17 protein-coding genes and 1 pseudogene are annotated in these 21,595 nt (G+C 67.3%); 14 read left to right on the top strand and 4 right to left on the bottom strand.

Going from position 1 to position 21,595, the window contains the following annotated elements:
- Positions 1-81 precede the first annotated feature (81 nt).
- Positions 82-2,118 carry a phosphocholine-specific phospholipase C gene (locus tag JWQ81_RS11275; RefSeq protein WP_297540382.1) on the bottom strand — a complete coding sequence of 679 codons (2,037 nt, stop codon included), beginning with the start codon at positions 2,116-2,118 and terminating at the stop codon, positions 82-84.
- A gap of 203 nt (positions 2,119-2,321) precedes the next feature.
- On the opposite strand from JWQ81_RS11275, the pseudogene JWQ81_RS44870 reads away from it, so the two are divergent.
- From JWQ81_RS44870 to JWQ81_RS11250, 6 genes and pseudogenes are all read left to right on the top strand, one after another.
- A pseudogene (locus JWQ81_RS44870) lies at positions 2,322-2,564 on the top strand (HAD family acid phosphatase); the annotation flags it as partial.
- 284 nt (positions 2,565-2,848) lie between these two features.
- Positions 2,849-3,244, top strand: a complete 396-nt coding sequence (locus tag JWQ81_RS11270) for a putative immunity protein (protein ID WP_297540380.1) — start codon at positions 2,849-2,851, stop codon at positions 3,242-3,244.
- 186 nt (positions 3,245-3,430) lie between these two features.
- Positions 3,431-4,837, top strand: a complete 1,407-nt coding sequence (locus JWQ81_RS11265) for an alpha/beta fold hydrolase (protein WP_297540379.1) — start codon at positions 3,431-3,433, stop codon at positions 4,835-4,837.
- Between the two features lie 24 nt (positions 4,838-4,861).
- Entirely contained in the window at positions 4,862-5,692 is an 831-nt protein-coding gene (locus JWQ81_RS11260) for a serine protease (RefSeq protein WP_297540378.1), read from the top strand.
- A gap of 127 nt (positions 5,693-5,819) precedes the next feature.
- The gene (locus tag JWQ81_RS11255) at positions 5,820-6,791 is read left to right on the top strand and encodes a D-alanyl-D-alanine carboxypeptidase family protein (RefSeq protein ID WP_297540377.1); all 972 of its coding nucleotides are present in this window, start codon (positions 5,820-5,822) and stop codon (positions 6,789-6,791) included.
- A complete protein-coding gene (locus tag JWQ81_RS11250; protein ID WP_297540376.1) occupies positions 6,788-7,753 on the top strand; it encodes an endonuclease/exonuclease/phosphatase family protein in 966 nt (321 codons plus the stop codon). The genes JWQ81_RS11255 and JWQ81_RS11250 overlap by 4 nt, the downstream gene beginning before the upstream one ends.
- A 1-nt stretch (position 7,754) precedes the next feature.
- On the opposite strand, the gene JWQ81_RS11245 is transcribed toward JWQ81_RS11250, so the two are convergent.
- The 3 genes from JWQ81_RS11245 to JWQ81_RS11235 are packed head-to-tail and all read right to left on the bottom strand — an operon-like array spanning position 7,755 to position 10,413.
- A complete protein-coding gene (locus JWQ81_RS11245; RefSeq protein ID WP_297540375.1) occupies positions 7,755-8,246 on the bottom strand; it encodes a hypothetical protein in 492 nt (163 codons plus the stop codon).
- A complete protein-coding gene (locus JWQ81_RS11240; RefSeq protein ID WP_297540374.1) occupies positions 8,243-9,679 on the bottom strand; it encodes a HAMP domain-containing sensor histidine kinase in 1,437 nt (478 codons plus the stop codon). The genes JWQ81_RS11245 and JWQ81_RS11240 overlap by 4 nt, the downstream gene beginning before the upstream one ends.
- A gap of 38 nt (positions 9,680-9,717) precedes the next feature.
- Positions 9,718-10,413: a response regulator transcription factor gene (locus tag JWQ81_RS11235; RefSeq protein ID WP_297540435.1), complete on the bottom strand. Its 696-nt coding sequence runs from the start codon at positions 10,411-10,413 to the stop codon at positions 9,718-9,720.
- Between the two features lie 264 nt (positions 10,414-10,677).
- On the opposite strand from JWQ81_RS11235, the gene vanY-N reads away from it, so the two are divergent.
- The 8 genes from vanY-N to JWQ81_RS11195 all read left to right on the top strand — a co-directional run bounded on the left by vanY-N (position 10,678) and on the right by JWQ81_RS11195 (position 21,517).
- Positions 10,678-11,247, top strand: a complete 570-nt coding sequence (vanY-N, locus tag JWQ81_RS11230) for a D,D-peptidase/D,D-carboxypeptidase VanY-N (protein ID WP_297540373.1) — start codon at positions 10,678-10,680, stop codon at positions 11,245-11,247.
- 34 nt (positions 11,248-11,281) lie between these two features.
- Positions 11,282-11,656 carry a lipocalin-like domain-containing protein gene (locus JWQ81_RS11225; protein ID WP_297540372.1) on the top strand — a complete coding sequence of 125 codons (375 nt, stop codon included), beginning with the start codon at positions 11,282-11,284 and terminating at the stop codon, positions 11,654-11,656.
- Positions 11,657-12,225: 569 nt separating this feature from the next.
- Positions 12,226-12,672, top strand: a complete 447-nt coding sequence (locus JWQ81_RS11220; protein WP_297540371.1) for a hypothetical protein — start codon at positions 12,226-12,228, stop codon at positions 12,670-12,672.
- Positions 12,673-12,905: 233 nt separating this feature from the next.
- Positions 12,906-15,731 carry an AAA family ATPase gene (locus JWQ81_RS11215; RefSeq protein WP_297540370.1) on the top strand — a complete coding sequence of 942 codons (2,826 nt, stop codon included), beginning with the start codon at positions 12,906-12,908 and terminating at the stop codon, positions 15,729-15,731.
- Between the two features lie 611 nt (positions 15,732-16,342).
- Positions 16,343-17,887: an aspartate aminotransferase family protein gene (locus JWQ81_RS11210; protein WP_297540369.1), complete on the top strand. Its 1,545-nt coding sequence runs from the start codon at positions 16,343-16,345 to the stop codon at positions 17,885-17,887.
- 26 nt (positions 17,888-17,913) lie between these two features.
- A complete protein-coding gene (locus tag JWQ81_RS11205; protein WP_297540368.1) occupies positions 17,914-19,254 on the top strand; it encodes a lysine N(6)-hydroxylase/L-ornithine N(5)-oxygenase family protein in 1,341 nt (446 codons plus the stop codon).
- Entirely contained in the window at positions 19,251-19,829 is a 579-nt protein-coding gene (locus JWQ81_RS11200; RefSeq protein WP_297540367.1) for a GNAT family N-acetyltransferase, read from the top strand. Before JWQ81_RS11205 ends, JWQ81_RS11200 begins: the two co-directional genes overlap by 4 nt.
- 38 nt (positions 19,830-19,867) lie before the next feature.
- Positions 19,868-21,517 (top strand): histidine ammonia-lyase, encoded by a 1,650-nt coding sequence (locus JWQ81_RS11195; protein WP_297540366.1) that lies wholly within the window; start codon positions 19,868-19,870, stop codon positions 21,515-21,517.
- Positions 21,518-21,595: the final 78 nt, after the last annotated feature.

Here is a 21,595-nt window from a genome sequence, read left to right as displayed (position 1 = left end):
CCACCCTTGTGGCGTTGAACGCCAACGCGGCGGCCGCCATCAGGATGGCCCCGAGGGGTCCGCGGTGGGGAGGCAGCGACGTCAGCCGGTGACGGTCGGCAGCCCGGTTTCGTGGTGTCCGGTGAAGCGGCGGAGGTACGCGGAGTCCCCGGCGACAGTGGCGGACAGGTCGTACCAGCCGTTGAAGCTGCCGAGGTCCCATGACTCGCCGGTGATCGATCCGTTGGCGGGCACCGAATACGTCCAGCTGCCGCTGCGGTAGTGGTTGGCTGTCACGGTCAGTGCGGCGGCGGTGGTGCCGCTGTTCGTCATGGTCAGCAGCAACCGGCCGTCCGCGGTGTAGCTGCCGACGACCTCGACGCCCGCGCCCGCCGCCGCGGTGTTCCCGGCAAACTGCCAGAGGAAGCGGTTCGGTCCGTGGACGGCGACGTTGTACTTCCCGCCGCCGTACAGCTTGATCCGCCACGTGTCACTGACGCTGCCGCCGGCCGCGACGTCGTACTGCCACGGGCCGTCGGTCTGCCCGTCCGCCCGGTACGCCGCCAGCTGCACCGCCGCGGTGCCCTGGTTGATGAACGTCGTGGTGAGGATTGTCTTGTCAGCGCTGAGAGAAGTAGTCACCGACGGCTGGTACGGAAGAGGCCGCGCGGGCCTGGTTCCGGAGTCCTGGACGGGCACGGTCTGGCTGCCGTCCGCGGGCGGCGCCGGTTGCGGCAGCTTGGACTGCGTGTCGTCGGCCCGTTTGCGCAGCGCCGCGGTGTCCGGGAGCGACGGCGTCGTGACGTCGTTCTGGCCGAAGTCGAAGCAGCTGGTCAGATCACCGCAGGTCGACCGGCGCCAGGCCGAAATGTTCGGCTCCTGCACCCCGGTCCACTGCTCGAGGAACCGGATGACCGAGGTGTGATCGAACACCTGCGAGTTGACCCAGCCGCCCTTGCTCCACGGCGACACCACGGTCATCGGCACCCGGACACCCAGCCCGACGGGCAGTCCGCTGATGAACTCGTCCGCTGCGCCGGCAGGCGGGAGCGGCGGCGGGACGTGGTCGAAGAAGCCGTCGTTTTCGTCGTAGTTGATCAGCAATACTGTCGAGGACCACAGGTCCTGGTTGGCCCACAACGCGTTGAGCACGGTCTGCGTGTACGCGGCGCCGTCGACCGGACGCTTCGCGGGGTGTTCGGTGTAGCTCTCGGGGGCGACGACCCAGGACACCTTGGGCAGTGACCCGCTCTTGCAGTCGGCGACGAACTCCGTCAGGACGTGGTTGACGTCCTTACCCTGCCCCGAATCCGGCGCCCAGGTCTTGAACACGCTGGCGCGTTTGGACAGATCGCTGTCGTAGTTGTCATGGTAAGCCTGGAAAAGCCAAAGTGGGTTGTCGCCGTAGTCGCCGACGAACGGCTTTCCCTCGTCGTAGCCGACTTCCTTGTTGGCGTAAACCTTCCAGGGAATCCCGGCGGCCTGAAGCCGTTCGGGATAGGTCGTCCACTTGTGGATGGGGGCGTAGGAGTCGGCGGGGTTGTAGTTCGCGGGCGTCCCGTACTTGCCGTCGGCGTCGATGGTGCCGGTGAACAGGTAGATCCGGTTCGGCGTGGTCGCGCCCTGCACCGAGCAGTAGTAGTGGTCGCAGGTGGTGAACGCGCCCGCGAGCGCCCGGTGGAACGGGATGTCGGCGTCGGTGAAGTAGCCCATGGTGTTCGGCCCCTTGGCACTGATCCAGCCCCGATTCGCTCCGGCGCCGACGGCGTTGTGCTGGTCGGGCCAGTTGTGGCCGAGGTCGCCCATGTCCTGCCCGTCGACCTTCGCGGTGTCCACATGGAACGGAAGCACGTACTTGCCGTTCGAGGACGGCTGGTGCAGGACGTCCAGCCCGTTCGGCATCGTCAACGCCGTCCGGTCACCAAAGCCGCGAACCCCGCTCATCGTGCCGTAGTAGTGGTCGAAGGACCTGTTCTCCTGCATGAGGACCACGACATGCTTGACGTCGGACAGGCTGCCGCGCACCGCGGGCTGGGCCAGCGACTCGGCCATTCCGGGCGGCAGCATCGACAGTGCGCCGGCCGCGGCGGCACCGCCGAGGAACTGGCGTCGGGTCAACGGGAATCGGGATTCGGCCATCGGGCAGGTCTCCATTCACGTGGGGATCCAGGCCGGACGACTATAAGTGCTCGAAGTTGATTGCAAAAGCCACTAAAGTAGCACTATCACACAAACGCTGAGTGAACGCCGGGGCACTTTTGTCCTTTTGTGCCCTGCTTGCTCGCAACTCGACGGCGAGTTGCGATCGTTGCGCACGCTAAGTACCGCAACTCGTCTCGGCCCGGACGGTCGGCGGCGAGGACAGAGCGCTCGGACAGCTCGAGGACGCTGGATACCAGCCGGACGAGATCTGCCTGCGCAAGGTCTTCGAAAGCATCCCGACCGGGAAGCTGCGCTGCCGCAAGCAGTTCATCCAACAGGGCGACCGGATCACCGCGAACATCGGCAACAACGACACCGACTTCACCGGCGGTTCCTACGACCGCAAGTTCGAGCTGCCCAACTACGGCGGCACCCTCAGCTGACGGCCCACGAGCCCTCGCAACGTTAGTGATCCATCGGTCGCATCCGTGGGTCGTTGCCGCCGCAACTCGCCGTCGAGTTGCGATGCTGAGCGTCCGCAAGGATCGCGAGTCGCCGTCGAGTTGCGATCCTTGCGTGCGCGGATTACGCGCGTGTGCAACGAGGGCACTTTTGTACAAAAGTGCCCTGCTTGAGACTTCAACCAAGGCACAAGAGTGGAAAAGTGCCCAGCGTCGGCCGGGCAACTTTAGTGATTCGCCGGTTTTTGCCTTTGTATTCTGCCAACGTGGACAAGGGCGATCACGGGTTGTTGGCGCGCTGGGCGGCGGACTGCGCTGAGCGTGTTCTCATCTTTTTCGAAGACGAGTTCCCCGGGGACAAACGGCCCCGGGAAGCCGTCGAAGCAGCACAGGCTTGGGCGTGCGGAGAGCTCACGGTGGGTGACGCGCGCATCGCGGCCTTCGGCGCCCACGCCGCGGCCCGCGACACCGTGCGAACCTCGGCTCGCGCGGCCGCCAGAGCCGCCGGCCACGCTGCCGAGACCGCCTACGTCGTCGGTAATGCCCGCCACGCCGCGACCTACGCCGCCACGGCGTTGGGCGGGGCCGAACGCGATTGGCAGCGCACGCAGCTGGCGACGCACCTCTGGCCAATCGCGTTTCCGCCCCGCCAAAAGTACTGAAAATCCCGCCCTGTTACCGAGCTATGACCTTCCGTGAATAGTCCGGGGACATGGAACTGACACCTTCGTCGGGTGATCGGACTCTGCCGATCACCCGACGAGGAGGTCATTTTGCCGCCATTAGCAAGGAATATCGGTCGGCGCACGGTAGTCGCCGCCGCGGTCCCCCTGACCGCGATAGGCCTGGTGACCGCACCGGCCCAGGCCCAGACAGCGCCCGCCGCGCTGACGTGGAGTTCGTGTTCCACCACAGTCAAGGACTGGAGCAAGTACCACGGCGACGAAACCCGGTTGGAGTGCTCGCCCCTTTCCGTTCCACTGGATTACTCGAAGCCCGACGGGCGCAAGATCCAGCTGGCGGTGAGCCGGCTCAAGGCCACCGATCCGGCCCAGCGCAAGGGCGTGTTGATGGTCAACAGCGGCGGGCCGGGCCTCTCCAGCCTCGACGCTCCGCTGAGCTACGCGGACACCGGACTCGGGGCGTTGAACACCGACCACGACTTCGTCGGCTTTGATCCCCGCGGGACCGGCTACGGCGACACCGTCATCTGCGACCCCGCCGATCCCACTAGCCCGCCACCCACGGCCACCGCGAAGGAAAAAGCGAAGTTCGGCTTCGACCGGGAGACCGCCTACAACAAGCGTTGCCTGGCCATGGATCCAGCCTTCACCCAGCAGTTGACCACGGCGAACGTCGCGCGGGACATGGATTCGCTCCGGGCGGCGATGGGCGAGCAGAAGATCGACTTCTACGGCGCGTCCTGGGGCACCGGACTGGGCGCGAACTACCGTTCGCTGTTCGACTCCCACGTGGCCGGAATGTGGCTGGAATCGGTGATGCCGCCGACGATGGATCTGGAGTCCATGGACGACGCGGTCGAAGCCGTCGGCCAGAAGTCGTTCGACGGACTCACCGCCTGGTTGGCCCAACGTGACTTCGACTTCCACTTCGGCACCACTGCCGCCGCGGTCGCGAAAGCCTTGTACGACCTTCGCGACCAACTCACCCGCAACCCCCGGGTGACCGGCTCCGGCGCGTCTCAGGTCGTCGTCGACGGCTCCACCGTCAGCAACTACTTCGGCGGAGGCGCGGGTAACTGGGCCACGGCCGGCCGGGAGCTGGCCAACATACGTGACGGAGGAGCTCCCGCCGGCGCGAGCCCAGCCACGGCACACAGCTCGGTCTTCGGTTTCGACCAGGACTTCCCCGGTGCCAACCAGCTGCAGCTTCGAGCCGTGATGTGCAACGACGGCACGGGCGGCCGGGATTTCGACAAGATGTGGGCCGACACTCAGGACCGGGCGCGTAAGTACCCGGCCACCGGCGGCCATTCCGTCAACGACAACCAGTGCGGGTCGTGGCCGGCGGCGCAGCCATGGCAGTTGAAGAAGGGCACCAGCCCGCTCGCGATGTCCGGCCACACCGACGAGGACACGACGCCGTACGCGTGGGCGGTCGCGATGCACGCCCAGATCGGCGGCACGCTGATCACCGTGCACGACGCCCGCCACGGCTCGATCAAGGACCGGCCGTGTGTGTCGATGGTGGTCGACTTCCTCCGCGCCGGTGTTGCCCCCAGCGGCTCCTGCTGAACCCTTCCAGTGAAAGGACTTCCCATGATCAAACGACTGATCGGCGTGCTCGGGGCAGTGCTACTGGGCGCCGCCCTGACCAGCTCGGCAGGCACCGCCGGCGCCGCCACAGCGCCACCGGCCGCGAACTTCGCCGGCACCCTGGACCTGCACGGCTGTTCCGGATCGCTGGTGCGGACCGCGAACTCGGCCGACACCGACAAGGCGTTCGTCCTCACCAACGGGCACTGCTTCGGTGGCACGTGGCCGATCCCGGACGAGGTGCTCATCAACCAACCGACGAACAAGTACTTCAACCTGCTTGATTCCACCGGAAATCGGGTCGCCTCACTCCAAGCGTCAAACGCCCTCTACGTCAGCATGACCGGCACCGACGTCACACTGTTCCAAGTGGACAACACCTATGCGCGGCTCGAGCGCCAATACCACGTGCGCGCACTCGAACTCTCCAGCACACGACCGGTTCCCGGCACGGACATCACCGTGATTTCGGGCGGGCTACAGCAGACCTACTCCTGCAAGATCGACACATTCGCCTACCGCGTGCTGGAAGCCACGTACGTGACGAAGGACGTCATCCGTTACACGCCGTCCTGCGACACCGGCGCCGGAACCTCGGGATCCCCGATCGTCGACAAGGCCAGCGGCAAGGTCGTCGGCATCAACAACACCAGCAACCGGGCCGGCGGCATGTGTACCGAGGACAGCCCGTGCGAAATGGACCGTGAAGGCACCATCACCGTCCACAAGGGAATCGGGTACGGCACGCAGACGTACTGGATCACCACCTGTGTGGCCCCCGGTAACCGCCTCGATCTCCACCTACCCGGCTGTCTCCTCCCCAAACCGGCGTAACCCGAGCCGCACCGAGCACGCGAATTCAGTACAGAACTGTCGAACTTCGGGCACGGGATGGAGAAGTCGGTCGCGAAAGGTGGTCTGGGTACGCATCCGGCGCACCCAGACCACCTGAAGGAATTCCATGCAGCCGACCTCCGTCCTCGCCCAGCAGCCGCGCACCAAGTCTTCGGGGCCGCGTATCGCCGTGCTGGTCGCCGCGGTGCTGCTGGTCATCGCGGCCGCGGGCGGCTGGTACCTGTTCGGCCGCACCGTTCCCGGCCGGGCGACGGCGGTCGACGCGACGCTGCGGTTGGCCATCCCGTGGCCGGCAGACGGGCAGTCGGCGGCGGAGGTCGAAGGGCTCGGCAGCCTCGGTACCCAGGGTGCGCAGACGCCGGTGCCGATCGCGAGCGTCGCCAAGGTGATGACCGCGTACGTCGTACTCACCGACCACCCGCTGGCCGCCGGTGAATCGGGGCCGGAGATCACGGTCGACGCGCGGGCCCAGGATGAATCGACCGGCACCGACCAGTCGTCGGCACCGGTGCGGGCCGGGCAGCTGCTGAGCGAGCGCGAGCTAGTGGAACTCATGCTGATCCCGTCAGGAAACAACATCGCCCGCCTGCTCTCCCGGTGGGACGCCGGCAGCCAGGACACCTTCGTCACGAAGATGAACCACGCGGCCGCCGAGCTCGGGATGAGCCGGACCGAGTACACCGGCGCCAGCGGCGTCGAGGACTCGACCACCAGCACCGCCGCCGACCAGCTCCTGCTGGCCCGCGCGGTGATGAAGAACGACGTCTTCCGCACGATCGTCGCCACCCAGCGCGTCAAGATCGACGGCGTTCCCGGCACGGTCACCAACACGAACACCCTGCTCGGACGCTCCGGGGTGATCGGCATCAAAACCGGTTCCACCACGGCCGCCGGCGGCGCGCTGATGTGGGCGGCGGAGGCCCAGACCGGTACCGGCACGCGGCTGATCCTCGGCGTCGTCCTGCACCAGAACTCGGGGCAGTCGCCCGGCGAAGGCCTCGATGTCGCGCTCAACGCCAGCCAGAAGCTGATCGACGGAATCCAGCAGGCGTTGCAGTCGTCGACGGGAGTCCGATGACCACGACCGCCGAACAGCGACAGACTGAAGCCTGGCAAGCCGGAATCTGGCGGCGCGGCAAGGTGTTGGCCGGGTTCGCCGTGCTGACCGCGCTCGTGCTCGCCGGCCACGGTCTGGTGCCGAATTGGGTCGGCAACCTCGGCAGCCTCCTGGAGACGATCCTGCCATGGGTCGGGGTTTTCGTGCCGCTGCTCCTGGTTCTCGCGCTGTTCCGCCGATCCGCGCTCGCACTCGTCGTACTGCTGGTCCCCACGATCGTCTGGATCGTGCTGTTCGGCGGGCACCTCGCCGACACACGGTCGCCGGGCCACGGCGATCTCACCATCGTCAGCCACAACGTCAACGACGCGAACCCCGACCCGGCCGGCACCGCCCGGTCACTCGCGGCGTCCGGCGCGCAGGTGGTCGCGCTGGAGGAGTTGAGCGGCTCGGCGGTGCGGTCGTACGAGGACGCACTGGCCGGGTCGTACGCGTACCACTCCGTGCAGGGGACCGTCGGAATCTGGAGTACCTACCCGATCCACGACACCCGGCCGGTCCACATCATGCCGTGGACCCGCGCGCTGCGGACCACTGTGGACACACCGAAGGGGCCGCTGACGGTGTTCGTCGCGCATCTGCCGTCCGTGCGGGTCCGGGTCGACAGCGGGTTCACCACGGACGAGCGGAACACCGCGCTCGGCCTGCTCGCGGACGCGATCAGCGCGGGCCCGGCCGGCCGCACCGTCGTGGTCGGCGACTTCAACGGCAGCACCGACGACCGGGCGCTGGCCCCGATCACCTCGCGCATGCGGTCCGCCCAAGATGAGGCAGGCGACGGTTTCGGCTTCACCTGGCCGTCCGCTTTCCCGATGACCCGAATCGACCAGATCTTCGTCCACGGTGTGCGTCCGCTCGCGGCTTGGACCCTGCCCGCCACCGGCAGCGACCACCTCCCCGTCGCCGCCTCCCTCGCGCTCTAGCTCAGCTGAACAGCGGGCAGCTTTGGGGGCCGCGCGTCCGGCCGCCGTCGGAGAGGACGACGGTGGCGGGGCCCGGGGGCTGAGACTGTGACCCACCGGCCCCTCGCACGGTGCAGACAAGCTGGTCGACGGCGGTGGCGGACAGCGCGGCGACGTCCGTGGACAGCAAGATCATCACCTGCCCAGGCCCGTCCGCGAAGATGCCCCGCAGCCCGACCCCCGCCGGGATGTCGGTGCTGAAGCCCAGATTCTGTTCGTCGGAGTCCGGGCCCCCGGCCAGCAGGTCAAGTGCGGCGGACGGCGACAGCTCCTGGTTGGTCGGCCGCAACACCATGGTCAACCGCATGTTCTGCACGAAGTAGAGCCTCGCCCCTTCAGCCGGTCCTTGCGGCGCGAGATCACCTTTGATGACCCCGCTGGGCTGGACCCCACAGCCGGCGAGCAGGGCCGCGAGCAGCATAAATCCGGCGACCAGCATTCTTTTCGCGGTCACTGTCCTCCTCCTGGGCCGTCGTGCGACCTCGCCTGGCGCGGTAGGCGAAGCGTGAACATCGCTCCCCCGCTGTCACGGTTGGCGGCAACCAAGCTTCCGGTGCGCTCGCCATCGCTGTGCAACCGCGCGTTCTCCCACGCGATCGCGAGGCCGAGCCCGCTGCCCTCGGACCGTGTCCTGGCCGTGTCCGCCTTGTAGAACCGGTCGAACACCCTTGGCAGCACATGCGGATCGAGCCCTGTGCCCTCGTCAGAGACTTCGATCGTGACCCAGTCCGGCTCGCCCCGCAGCCGCAACGACACCGGCGGAGCGCCGTGACGCAGGGCATTGCCGACCAGGTTCGCGACGACGACGTCCAACCGTCTCGGATCCAGGCGTGCCATGACCCCGGCCGGCAGGTCGGCGGCCACCGACTCCGACCAGCCCCGCGCGTGCAAACTCGCGCTGACGGCGTCGGCGACGTCGACCTCGTCGAGCAGAAGCCCGGCCGTTCCGGAGTCGAACCGCGAGACCTCGATGAGGTCGTTCACCAGCCGGTTCAGGTTGTGCGTCTCCTGGCTGACCTGCCGCGCGGCCTGGCCGGCGTCCCCGGGCAGGCCGGCGGCTTCCTCCTCGAGGACGTCGGCGACCGCGGTCATCGCGGCCAGCGGGGTGCGCAGCTCGTGCGACACGTCCGCCACGAACCGCCTGGCGTCGGACTCCATCCGGCGCAGCTCGCTGACCTGCCGCTCCAGCGCGTCGGCCGTGTTGTTGAACGTCCCGGACACCCTGGCCAGCTCATCGGAACCTCGGACACGCAGTCGTGTCGAGAGGTCCCCTTCGCCCAGCCGGTGAGCCGCCTTGTCGAGCTCACGCACGGGCCGCAGCACGCCTCTGGCCGCCAACAGCGCCAATAGCACGGCAAACACCAGGGCTGCTCCGCCCGCTACCGCTGCCCTGCGGGCAAGTTCGTCGATGCTGTCCTGTTCGGGGAGCAGGCTGCGCACCGAATAGATCTCCAGCGCGTCCGCCTGCGTGGTGCCGTCGGCTCCGGTGAACACCATTTCCGTGCCGATGACCAGGAACGGCGAGCCGCGCAAGGAAATGCGCTGCCACGCGACATGGCCGCCGCGGACGGCGTTTCGCAGAGTCTGGGGGAAGATCGCAGGGTCGGGGCCGTACGCGGACTTCCTCGTGCCGTAGAGGACGACGGGGTCGTCGTCGCGGTCGCTCAACTCGCCCGCGATCTCGTCGAGCTTCGCTTGCGACGGCGGCAGCTCCCCGATCGGGAACATGCGCTTGACCTTGTCGGTCAGCGTCACGACCGCCGAGTCCTGGGCCTTCTTCAGAATGACGGTCCGCGCGTCGATGTAGATGTACCCGGCGACAGCCACCGCGGTGACCACGCCAAGCAGCACAAAGGCAAGCATCAGCCGGGCACGCAGCCCCCACACCCACCCGAAAACCCGCCGCCATCCCCTCGGGGCCGACGTCATAAGGGCCCGAACCGGTAGCCGAACCCTCGCACCGTCTGCACATAAACCGGCGCGGCCGAATCGTCGCCGAGCTTCGAGCGAAGCCGCTGGACGCACGCGTCCACGAGCCGCGAGTCGCCGAGGTAGCCGTGCTCCCAGACCGCTTCGAGCAGGTGCTGGCGGCTCATCACGCGGCCGGGCGCGCTGGACAGTTCGAGGAGCAGCCGCAGCTCGGTCGGAGCGAGGCTGATCGGCTTCCCGCCCATCGTGACCGCGAGACCGGACCGGTCGATGGCCAGCTCACCGTGTCGCTCCGGCCCGGGCTGCTGCCCGGCACTCGTCCGCGACTCACCGCCGGTGCGGCGCAGCACGGCACGAATACGCGCTTCCAGCACCCTGGCCCGCACAGGCTTGACCACGTAGTCGTCCGCGCCCGCTTCGAGCCCGGCGACGACGTCGATGTCGTCGTTACGGGCGGTGAGCATGATGATGGGCAGGTCACCGCCGGCCCGGATCCGGCGGCAGACCTCGAAGCCGTCGATCCCGGGCAGCATGAGGTCGAGCACCACGACGTCGGCAGGCTCGACGGCCAGCCGGGCCAAGCCCTGCTCACCGGTTTCCTCGGCGTCCACCGCGTACCCCTGGCGGGTCAACGCCATCTGCAGGCCGTCGCGCACGGCCTGGTCGTCTTCGATCAGCAATACCCGCGCCATGCCGCCAACTATCGCAGCGCGGGGCGCGGTCCGCCTGTTCACCATGGGGTCGGCGGGGTCGGCGGGGTCGGCGGTCGAGGACAAGGGTTCCGAAGGCACTTGATCGATCATCCGCCGCGCGCGTACCGGGCCCGTCCGCGGAATGTCATCGTTGTGTCACAGTCCGCGGACCGGGGCTCTGCTTACAGAGCTGTTACACAGTCAGCGCGCGCCGATGACCGAGCGGGGCACCGGCCGGAACACGCACTGTCGACAGTGGACTTCATGAACGAACTCGCTGTCTCGACGGACCGGCCGCGCGACCACGTCTTCGAACTTCTCACCCGGGTGCTCGCCGTAGTGCTGCTGCCGATCGCCTTCCTGCACGAACCCGGCCGCGCCCGCTTTTTCGCCTGCCAGTGGGCGTTGGGTCTGCGGTTCCCGGCCGAGAACCTCAGCGGGCTCGACCGGGCGGCCCGGATCGCGTTCACCGAAGCGCGCGCCGAGGCGTTCTGGCGGGACGGCCAGTTGATCGGGCTCACGTCGGGGCACCGGGACGCCGCCGAGCAGCACCGGATGTTCGCCGACGAAGTCCGCCGGACCGGTTCGGTCGACGCCGCCCGGACTCATGTCCTGCCGGCCGAGGAATCCACCCACGTAAGGGGTATCGCTATGGACGTTCGACCGACAGAAGGCGCGCGGTGGCTCGAGGTGCACGGCGACCGGCACGACCTCTATCGCAGGTACGACAACGAGTGGTGGCATTTCGAGTTCCGCCCCGACTGCGAGGGTGAGGCGCCCGAGCGGCTGCCCCACCCTGGCGTCCGCCGTCCGGTCGGCGTTCCTGACTGGTGAAGTCGCTTTCGCCCCGGTCCGGTAAGAAGGACGGGTGACTGTGATCAAACTGGACGACTTGGTCGGCGTATGGCGCCTCCACGAGGTGACCGCCGCCGCGCCCGACGGCACGGTGGCCCGGCCCTACGGGCCCGACCCGCGCGGACTGCTGTTCTACACCGCCGGCGGGTTCGTGTCCGCCACGATCGAGCCCGTCGAAGGGCGGGCCATGGTCGCCTACGCCGGACGCGTCCGGATCATCGGCACCCAGGTGCTGCACGACGTCGAAGCCGGGACGCCCGGGTATCCGACGGGGTCCACACAGACCCGCGACGCCCGGTTCGAGGAGAACGGACACCTCGTCCTGGCCGCAGAACACGCACACACCCCGGGCACGATCGTCACCCTCACCTGGCACCGCGCGAGCTAGCGCGGCCTCCCGCCCAGGACTGGCACTTTTGTGGCTCTTCGGTCGTATGTGTGGGTGCTGGTTAATGTGCACTGGCTGCGTTTTACCGCAGCAAGGACTGGGGCGGACGGGGAGTCCCTGGCGGGCGCGAAGGCCGGCCGAGTCGTGTCGGTGTACGGCGGAAGCCGGTGTCCGGAGCTGGGTGTGGGACTCGCCGGTCTGACTGTGGGGCTCGCCCTCGCTGAACGTGGGACTCGCACAGCACGTCGGCGAGTCCCACACTCCGGCCCGGCGAGTCCCACGTTCAAGCCGACGAGTCCCACAGTCACCACCAGCCGACCACACCCGCTGACCTCAAGAACCCCACCAGCCACACCGACACCACCCAGCCACCCCGACCGACCTTCAGCCCGCAACTCGACGGCGAGTTGCGGTGGTTGGTGTAACCCACGATCGCAACTCGACGGCGAGTTGCGGTGGTTGAGTCCTTTCGTATTTCTGATTTCTTGACGGCTGCCGGTCGAAAAGGCCCGCCGAAATGTCACGCTCCGGGGTTGTCACATCGGCGGACGCTGCCTCGTCTGACGGGTATGAATGCCACACTCCGCCGCTTACTACTAACCGGCCTCGCCCTCGCGGGCGCCTACACGGGCTTCTGGGCATACTTCGCGCCGCAGCCGTGGTACGAACACTTTCCCGGGTTCGGCCGCAGTTGGCTGCCCCCGCTCGGCCCGTACAACGAGCACCTCGCCAAGGACGCGGGCGCCATGTTCCTGGCGCTGACCGTGTTGAGCCTGATCGCGTTGCGCTACGTGCACAACGACGTCCTCGTCCGCACGGCCGGGTTCGGCTGGCTGACCTTCAACGTTCTACACATGACCTATCACTTCCAGCATCTCGACATGTACGACACCGTCGACAAACTGCTCAACGTAGTGACGCTCGGGCTTCTCGCGGCGGGTTCCATCGCCCTGATCTTGGCCACCGTCGTACGCAGAACCAGTGCCACACCGGGAAAAGCCCCCGCTGAACACTGAGTGAATTCACCAATCGGGAGGCCCCCTCGGCGGCACGAGACGTCGCCGAGGGGGCCTTCCCGTCGTTGCTGGCCATCGGCAGACGACTACACGAATGGTTCTCCGCGACCGTTCACCTGAAAGTGGCAGGAAGGTATTAAGGGGCAATTTTTTGGCCCATTGACGACAACAGCGGGGTCGCGCACCGATCGTTCGGTCGTAGGATCAATCCACCGGCTCGGGGAGGGGTGCGCATGAAACCGACTGACCTGGGACAGGTCTCGGCTTCGCGTGATCGGGAAGAAGTACGCGCTCGGGTTCACTGGGCGGCCACTGTGCGAGGAGGTTCGTCCGACGCGGTGTTGCTCACCGGCGAAGCCGGTATCGGCAAGTCGACGCTGTGGGCTGAGGGAGTGAAACTGGCCCGCTCATCGGGAATCCGCGTGCTGGCGGCTGCCGCGGTGGAGGCCGAATCGTCCATGCCCTATGTAGTACTGGGAGATCTGCTCGCCGACGTCATCGACGAGGTTCTCCCCGATTTGCCGGAGCCGCAACGCGAAGCACTGGAAGTCGCATTGCTGCGAGCCTCCCCGACGAGGCGTCCGCCGTCGGTCCGGCTCATCGCGATGGCCGTGCAGAGCGTCCTGATTTGGTGCGCGGAACGGTCGAGTGTGCTGGTAGCCATCGACGACCTGCGCTGGGCCGACGCGGCATCCCAGGAAACGCTTGCTTTCGCGCTGCGGCGACTGTCCGACCTTCCCGTCCGGCTGCTGATGTCGATGCGGACCGGCGGCCCGTTCGACACCGGCACCGAAACGCCCGAGATGCCACTCGCCCTGCTCGACATCTTCTTGTTACGACAGCACTTTCCGCTGCCGCCGCTGACACCCGCGGAAGTCCGCACCTTGGTCAAGGCCAGGATCGGCCTGCCGGTCAGCCGCGGGGACAGCGAGCTCATCTGCGCGGCGACGCTCGGCAATCCGTTCTGGGCCTTGGAACTGGCCGGTACCTGGGTGCGCGGGCACCACCAGCACGGCGATCCGATGCCGATCCCGGACACCCTCCAGGTGATGATGTTCGAACGGGTCAGCGCGCTGGGGACCGAGGTGATCGACGCGCTGTGCGTGGTGTCCGCGCTCGGCAGCCCGACGATCCAAGTCGCGGCGAAGGCGTTGGCGGACATGGTCGACGACCCGGTGCGGACACTGGATCTGGCCGTCGCCGACGGCGTGGTCAACGAGGTCGACGGCAAGCTAGTCGCCGGCCATCCGCTGCTCTCGGCCGCGGCCATGAAGTCGCTCCCACCCGGCCGCCAGCTCGAACTGCACCGGCGGCTCGTCGAAGTCGCCGACTCGCCGGAAGCCAAGGCGCACCACATGGCGCTGACCGTCGACGAAGCCGACCCCGGCTCGGTGCGGCACGAGGTCGCGGCGGCGTTCGACGAGGCCGTGGAGCACGCACGCAACCGGGGTGCCGCCGCGCACGCTGTGGTGCTGGCCGAACAGGCACTGCGGTTCACCCGTCCCGAGGACGGTGCGATCGACCGCCGCCGGATCGTCGCCGCGCGGCTGCAGCGGGACGTCGCGAACTTCGAACGGGCCGCGGAGCTGCTGAGACCGGTCGACCTCGCGACGCTGGAAACCCCGCTGCTGGAGGTCGCACTGCCGATCCTGGCCGGTCTGGTCTATCTACTGTCCGGCCCGGACGTGGCTTCACAGGTGCTGGCCAGCGCGCAGCGGCCGGACGAGCGGGACCCGCGCCGGCTCGCGCTGCTGCACACCCAGTCCGCCGGCCGGTTCTACGGCGACTTCACTCGCCGCGAAGAGCACGCCCATCTGGCCGTCCGCTACGCCGAGCAGGTCGACCCGGAGGGGTACTGCACGCACCAGGCATACCTCCAGCTGATGGACGTCAAAGTCGATTCCGGGGACGGGCTCGACGCTGACCTGCTGGCGCGAGCCACAGCACTGGAGTCCGCGCCCGGCAAGGCGGGAGCACCGGCCACAGTCGGCGTCCATTGGGCGCAGGGGCTGGTCATCACCGACGAGCTGGCCGACGCGACGGCCATCCTGGCGGCCGGGCTGGACCAGGCCCGCACCGTCGCCGACGACCTCGCCATCTCGTTGCTCAGCATGCTGCTGGGCGAGGTACAGCTGCTCGGCGGCGACGCCGAGTCCGCGATGATGGCGCTCGCCGAGAGCGACGAGTCGATGGACTGGCGGTTTTGCGAACCCACCCACCGCGCGCAGCTGAAGGCGCGGCTGTTCCTCGCGACCGGGCGTTGTGACGACGTCATGAACCTGGTCGAGAAACTCGGGTGGGCGACGACCACCCACCGGACCAGGCGGATGGCCGCCGACCACATGCTCGGGTTGGTGGCCGCGCAACGCGGTGAGCACGGCCGCGCTGTCGAACTGCTTTCCCGCGCACGGGACGCTGCCGAGTCGTTCGGCAGCCGCGACACCGGCGCGCGGTACCGGATGGACACCGACCTGGGCGAGCAACTGGTCTACGCGGGCAGGCTCGAGGAAGCCATCGCCATCGGCGAACAGTTGGTCGCCGCCGGAAAACGGGGCAAGCGCTGCACTTTGCGTGGCACCGGGCAGCGGATCCTCGGCCTGTGCGCGGCCGAAGCCGGCGACCTGGACCGCGCCGCCGAACTACTGTCTTCGGCCGTCGACGAGCACGAGTTCAGTCAGCTGCGCCCCGAACTGGGCCGCAGTCTGCTCGCGCTGGCGCGGGTGAACCTGAAACGGCGGTCCCGGCGGTCCACCAGGGACGACATCGAACGTGCCGCGGCGATCTTCGCCAGTGGTGGCCTGACCGTCTGGCGCGACGCGGCGCGGGCAGAGCTGGACCGGATCAGTGCCGCCGGCTCGGCCGAAGTACTGACGGCCGCAGAACGCCGGGTGGTGGAAGCCGTCGCGGCTGGCGCGAGCAATCGGGAAGCCGCAGAGTCCCTGCACGTCGGGACACGCACTGTCGAAAGCCACCTTGCCGCCGCGTACCGCAAACTCGGCGTCCGCTCCCGCCGTGAACTCGCGCGCCTCTTCGAAACCGGCGGCGTCGCGAACCCCTGATCCGCGGGGCTTTGGTGGCGTCGTGGCGTTCCCTCGGGGCCACCCTTGTGGCGTTAGAAGCCACAAGGGTGGCCCCGAGGGCTCGAAAGCCGCAGCGCGCCCGAATGCGATTCACCTCCACCCGGAATTCAAGCGGATTTTCCCGCAATTCCACGAGTGACGCCGGAGCACTGAAAGTCTCGTCGGCGGTTCGGCACCCTCACTACGGGCACGTTGGCACAAACCGACATAGCACCCATATTACCTTTCAGTAAACGGGTAAAACAACAAACAAAGCAACAGGTACGTCCGTTTCTATGACTTTAAGTGACTGTGTCAGTGACCCACTGTCACCTCCGTAACCCCGATCGCGTCTCCGTAGTCCTCCGTGTCGGCCTCCGTATTTCGCCGTGGAACGCCCGCCGGAATCAGTGTTGACGATGGTTGACCGGGGTTCAAGACGGGTGTCTAGTGGTCTTAGCAACAAACGAGACCGGCACCGAAAGGCCCCGCAAGGGAAAAGCCTCGGGGCGGCCGAGAGAATCTTCTGTTTCCGGTTAACGCATTGTCCATTTCCGCTTCCCGATTCGTTTCGGTGGCGCGGTCGACCCTGTTCGGAGGACGACAAGGCTATGACTTTCCTTGAGCAAGGAGCCCAAGAACTGAGCCAGTCAGCGCTGCCCGGTGACCCGAGGCGGTATCTGCTCAGTGAGGTCACCGCGGAGGACTATCGCCGCACCGTGGCCGAAGGTGCCGAGCGGGTGGCCGCCAAAATCGCCAAGGTCGACCGGCCGGCCACCGGGATCAGCGTGGCCGCGCTGGAGCCCGAGATCCGCGGCATCGACCTCGAGCGGCCGCTGAGCGACTCGGCCGCGGCACTGGACGAGCTGGAGCGCATCTACCTGCGTGACGCCGTGTACTTCCACCACCCGCGCTATCTCGCCCACCTGAACTGCCCGATCGTCATCCCCGCCCTGCTGGGCGAGACCGTCCTTTCCTCGATCAACTCCTCGCTCGACACCTGGGACCAGAGCGTCGGCGGGACGCTGATCGAGCGGCGCCTCATCGACTGGACGACCGACCGCATCGGGTTCGGCTCGGACGCCGACGGCGTGTTCACCAGCGGCGGCACGCAGTCCAACCTGCAGGCGATGCTGGTGGCCCGCGAGGACACCTTGCGCCGGGTACGCCTGCAGCCCGGTGAGACCGAGCCGGACATCGCGATCCTGCCGAAACTGCGGATCTTCGCCTCGGAGAACAGCCACTTCAGCGTCATCAAGGCGGCTCGGATGCTCGGGCTGGGCGACGGCGCCGTCATCGCGGTGGCATCGGATGCCGAACGCCGGATGCAGCCGCTCGCGCTGCAGCAGGAATTGGCGCACTGCCTGGCCGACGGCCTGATCCCGATGGCCGTCGTGGCCACCGCCGGAACCACCGACTTCGGCAGCATCGACCCGCTGCCCGAAATCGCGAACCTGTGCGAGCGGTACGGCGTGTGGATGCACGTCGACGCGGCGTACGGCTGCGGACTGCTGGTCTCGCGCCGCCGCCACAAGCTCGACGGCATCGAGTACGCGAACTCGGTGACCGTCGACTTCCACAAGTCGTTCTTCCAGCCGGTCAGCTCCAGCGCCCTGCTCGTCGCCGACGGCACGACGCTCGGCTACGTCACTTACCACGCGGACTACCTCAACCCGAAGCACTCGGCGAAAACCGGTGCGCCGAACCAGGTCGACAAGAGCATCCAGACGACCCGCCGGTTCGACGCGCTCAAGCTGTGGCTGACACTGCGGATCATGGGCGCGGACGCGGTCGGCGAGCTGTTCGACGAAGTCATCGACCGCGCCTACGACGCCTGGCTGATGCTGCAGAGCGACAGCCGCTTCGAGGTCGTCACCGAACCGGAGCTCAGCACCCTGGTGTTCCGCTACATCCCGTGGGAAGGCGCCAGCCCCGAGCTGTGCGACCGGGCGAACCTGCACGCCAGGTCTGCGCTGTTCGCCTCGGGCGAGGCCATGGTGGCCGGCACCAAAGTGGACGGACACCACTACCTCAAGTTCACCCTGCTGAACCCGCGTACCACCTTGCACGACATCGCCACGGTGCTCGACCTGCTCGCCGCCCACGCCGCCGAACTGGCCGATGCCTACGAACTCAGCGGATCCCGCGCGAGCTGACGAACTCGAAGAAGGAGTCGATAATCTTGAGCACCACACACGATTTCATCGCCATCGGCGTCGGCCCGTTCAACCTGGGACTCGCCGCGCTGACCGCGCCGATCGAGGACCTCAACGGCGTCTTCCTCGACAGCAAGCCGGAGTTCGAGTGGCACCCCGGGATGCTGCTGGAGACTGCCGAGCTGCAGACGCCGTTCATGTCCGACCTGGTCACCCTGGCCGACCCGACGTCGCCGTACTCGTTCTTGAACTATCTCAAGGAAACCGGCCGGCTCTACTCGTTCTACATCCGCACAAGCCTGTTCCCCTTGCGCGCTGAATACAGCGACTACTGCCGCTGGGCGGTGTCGAAGCTCGACAACGTCCGCTTCGGACACTGCGTCACCGCGGTCGAGTACGACGACAAGGACCGGACGTACGTCGTGCACGCGGTGGTCACCGCCACCGGCGCACACCGGGAGTTCCGCGGCAAGCGGCTCGTGCTGGGCACCGGTACCCCGCCGCACATCCCCGAGGCAATGGCCGGGGTCGGCGGCGACGCCGTGCACACCTCGGGTTACCTGCAGTCGAAAGAGGTGTTGCAGCGCAAGCGAAGCATCACGATCGTCGGCAGTGGACAGAGCGCAGCCGAGGTGTACTACGACCTGCTGCAGGACATCGACACCAAGCCGTACACGTTGAACTGGGTCACCCGGTCAGCGCGGTTCTTCCCGCTGGACTACAGCAAACTCACGCTCGAACTGACTTCTCCGGAATACGTGGACTACTTCCACGCCCTGCCGGAGAACACCCGCGAGGGCTTGCTGGCAAGGCAAAAGGGTCTGTACAAGGGAATCAGCGCGCCGCTGATCGACGCGATCTTCGACCTCCTGTACGTCAAGAGCCGCACCGGCCCGTGCCCGACGCGGCTGCTGACCAATAGCGCGTTGCTCGGCGCCGGCCACAACGATTCCACCGGCCAGTACACGCTTTCCCTTCGCCAGCAGGAACAGGGCAAGGACTACTCGCTCACCACCGACGGACTGGTACTCGCGACGGGCTACAGCAACCGGCTCCCCGAGTTCCTCGCGCCGATCAGCGACCGTGTCGCCTTCGACGCGAAGGGCCGCTTCGCGGTGCGCCGCAACTACGCCACCGACGTCGCCGGTGACGAGATCTACGTCCAGAACGCCGAGTTGCACACCCACGGCTTCGTCACCCCGGACCTCGGCATGGCGGCCTACCGCAACTCCTGCATCATCCGCGAGCTGCTGGGCCGCGAGTACTACCCCATCGAGCGCCGAGTCGCCTTCCAGGACTTCAGCGCGCTCACCGACTCCACCGACCTTTCCGACCTGACCATGCCAATGGAAGCAGCAATCCGATGAGCAACTTTGTCTTCACGCGCACAGACGAAAAGGTCGGCGAGGTCTCGCTGCGCCCGGTGGACCCCGCCGCGGACGCGGAGCTGCTGCATTCCTGGCTCACCAATCCCAAGTGCTCGTTCTGGGGCATGCTCGACTACAGCCTCGACGACGTGCGACGGCGGTTCTCCGAGATCGCGGCCGGGTCGACCCACGAGGACTTCATCGGGATGCACGACGGAAAGCCGGCCTGCCTGTTCGAGCGGTACGAACCCGCCAGCGAACTGGGCCCGGACGTCTACACCCCGCAGGCTGGCGACAAGTCGATCCACTTCCTCGCGGCGCCGACCGACGAGCCCGTGCCCGGGTTCACCATCGCCGGTATCAAGACCATGGTCGAGTTCCTGCTCGACGACCCCGCGGTGCTGCGGGTGGTCGGCGAGCCCGACGTCCGCCACCGGGCGATGCTCAAGCTCGTCTGCTCGGTCGGCTTCAAGATCGAAAAGGAAATCGACCTCCCCGACAAACGCGCCTACCTCTGCACTGCCACCCGCGAGGAGTACTACGCGGCCATCGACGCGCACGCCGTAAACCGCTAGCCGACAACCCGACATCGGAAACCAGCTGAAGGAAGATCATGACCTCCGTAATTGATCGCCAGAACGCCACTGTTTCGAATGCCAAGGCCACAGAGACCTCGGAAATCGCACTCGACGGTTACGGCCTCACCCTCGAAGACGTCCGGAACGTCGCCACCCAGCCAGGCAAGGTGGGCTTGAGCATTTCGCCCGCCTCGGTCATCCGCATGGTGGCGTCGCAGGAGTCGAAGGACCGGATCGTCGAGTCCGGGATCCCCATCTACGGCGTCACCACCGGCTTCGGCGACAGCAGCGGCCGCCAGATCAGCCCGGACAAGGCCATCGCGCTGCAGCGCAACCTGCTGCGCTTCCTGCGGGTCGGCCAGGGTCCGATCGCCCCGGACGAGGTCATCCGCGCGACGATGCTGATCCGCGCCAATAGCGCCGCCCGCGGCAACTCCGGGATCAGCCAGGAGCCTATCCAGCTCATCCTCACCCTGCTGGAAAACGACCTCCTGCCGTCGATCCCCGAGCGCGGCTCTGTCGGCGCCAGTGGTGACCTCGCCCCGCTGAGCTACCTCGCCGCCGCGCTGACCGGCGAAGGCACCCTGCGGCACCAGGGTCAGGAGCTGCCGGCCGCCTCGGCGATCCGCAGTACCGGCCTGAAGCCCGTCTCGCTGGTGGCGAAGGAAGGCCTCGCACTGGTCAACGGCACGTCGTTCATGGCGGGCTACGCGACGTTGGCGCTGGCCGAAGCCACCGAACTGGCCTGGGCGGCCGAACTCTGCACCGCACTGGCGACCGAGATCCGCCGCAGCAGCCGCGACCAGTTCCACGCCTTCCCGCACGAGCACAAGCCGCACCCGGGCCAGGTGGCCAGCGCCGCGAACATCTACCAGATGCTGTCGGACTCCCCGTCGGTCGTGAGCGACACCGACCTGGTCGGCCCCGGTTCCGGCGAGGGACGCGAGTACATCGAGCTCGAGCGCAAGATCCAGGACCCCTATTCCATCCGCTGCGCCCCGCACGTCGTCGGCGTCCTGCGCGACACCGTGGCCTGGGCCGATCCGTGGCTGTCCAACGAAATCAACTCCTCGAACGACAACCCGCTGTTCGACGCGGACACCGACACCGTGCACTACAGCGGAAACTTCTACGGCGGCCATGTCGCCCAGGCGACCCAGGCGATCTCCTCGGCCGTCGCCAGTCTCGCCGACCTGCTCGACCGCCAGCTCGCACTGATGGTCGACGAGAAGTTCAGCCTCGGCCTGACGCCGAACCTCATCGCCCCGACCGAGCCCGAAGACTTCGAAGCCGGGCTCCACCACGGCTTCAAGGGCGCGCAGATCGCCGCGTCCGCGCTGACGGCCGAAGCCCTGCACCTGACCATGCCGATGAGCTCCTTCTCCCGCTCGACCGAGGCCCACAACCAGGACAAGGTCAGCATGGGCACGATCGCCGCCCGGCATTCCTACACCGTCGTGCAGTTGGCCAGCCAGGTCACGGCCATCCACCTGCTCGCGCTGTGCCAGGCCGCCGACCTGACCGGCACGGACAAGCTCGGCAGCACCACGCGCACCGCCCAGGCCTACATCCGCAAGCACGTCGCCTTCCTCGCCGAAGACCGGCCAATGGACAGCGAGATCGACGCCATCGCGACCCTGCTGCGCAGCGGTGAAATCCGCCGGAACGTACTCCGCCAGGCGTAATTCGCTGGAATTCTCTGGAAACTGCAGAAAACTTCTCCGGCGCGTCGACCCCGCTGTGTTCTTTTAACTGAGCGTTCT

Origin of the sequence: Amycolatopsis sp. (assembly GCF_025464955.1) — a bacterium.
Classification (GTDB): domain Bacteria; phylum Actinomycetota; class Actinomycetes; order Mycobacteriales; family Pseudonocardiaceae; genus Amycolatopsis.
Note: the sequence above shows the minus strand (reverse complement) of the source record. Positions and strands in the feature narration are given on the sequence as shown.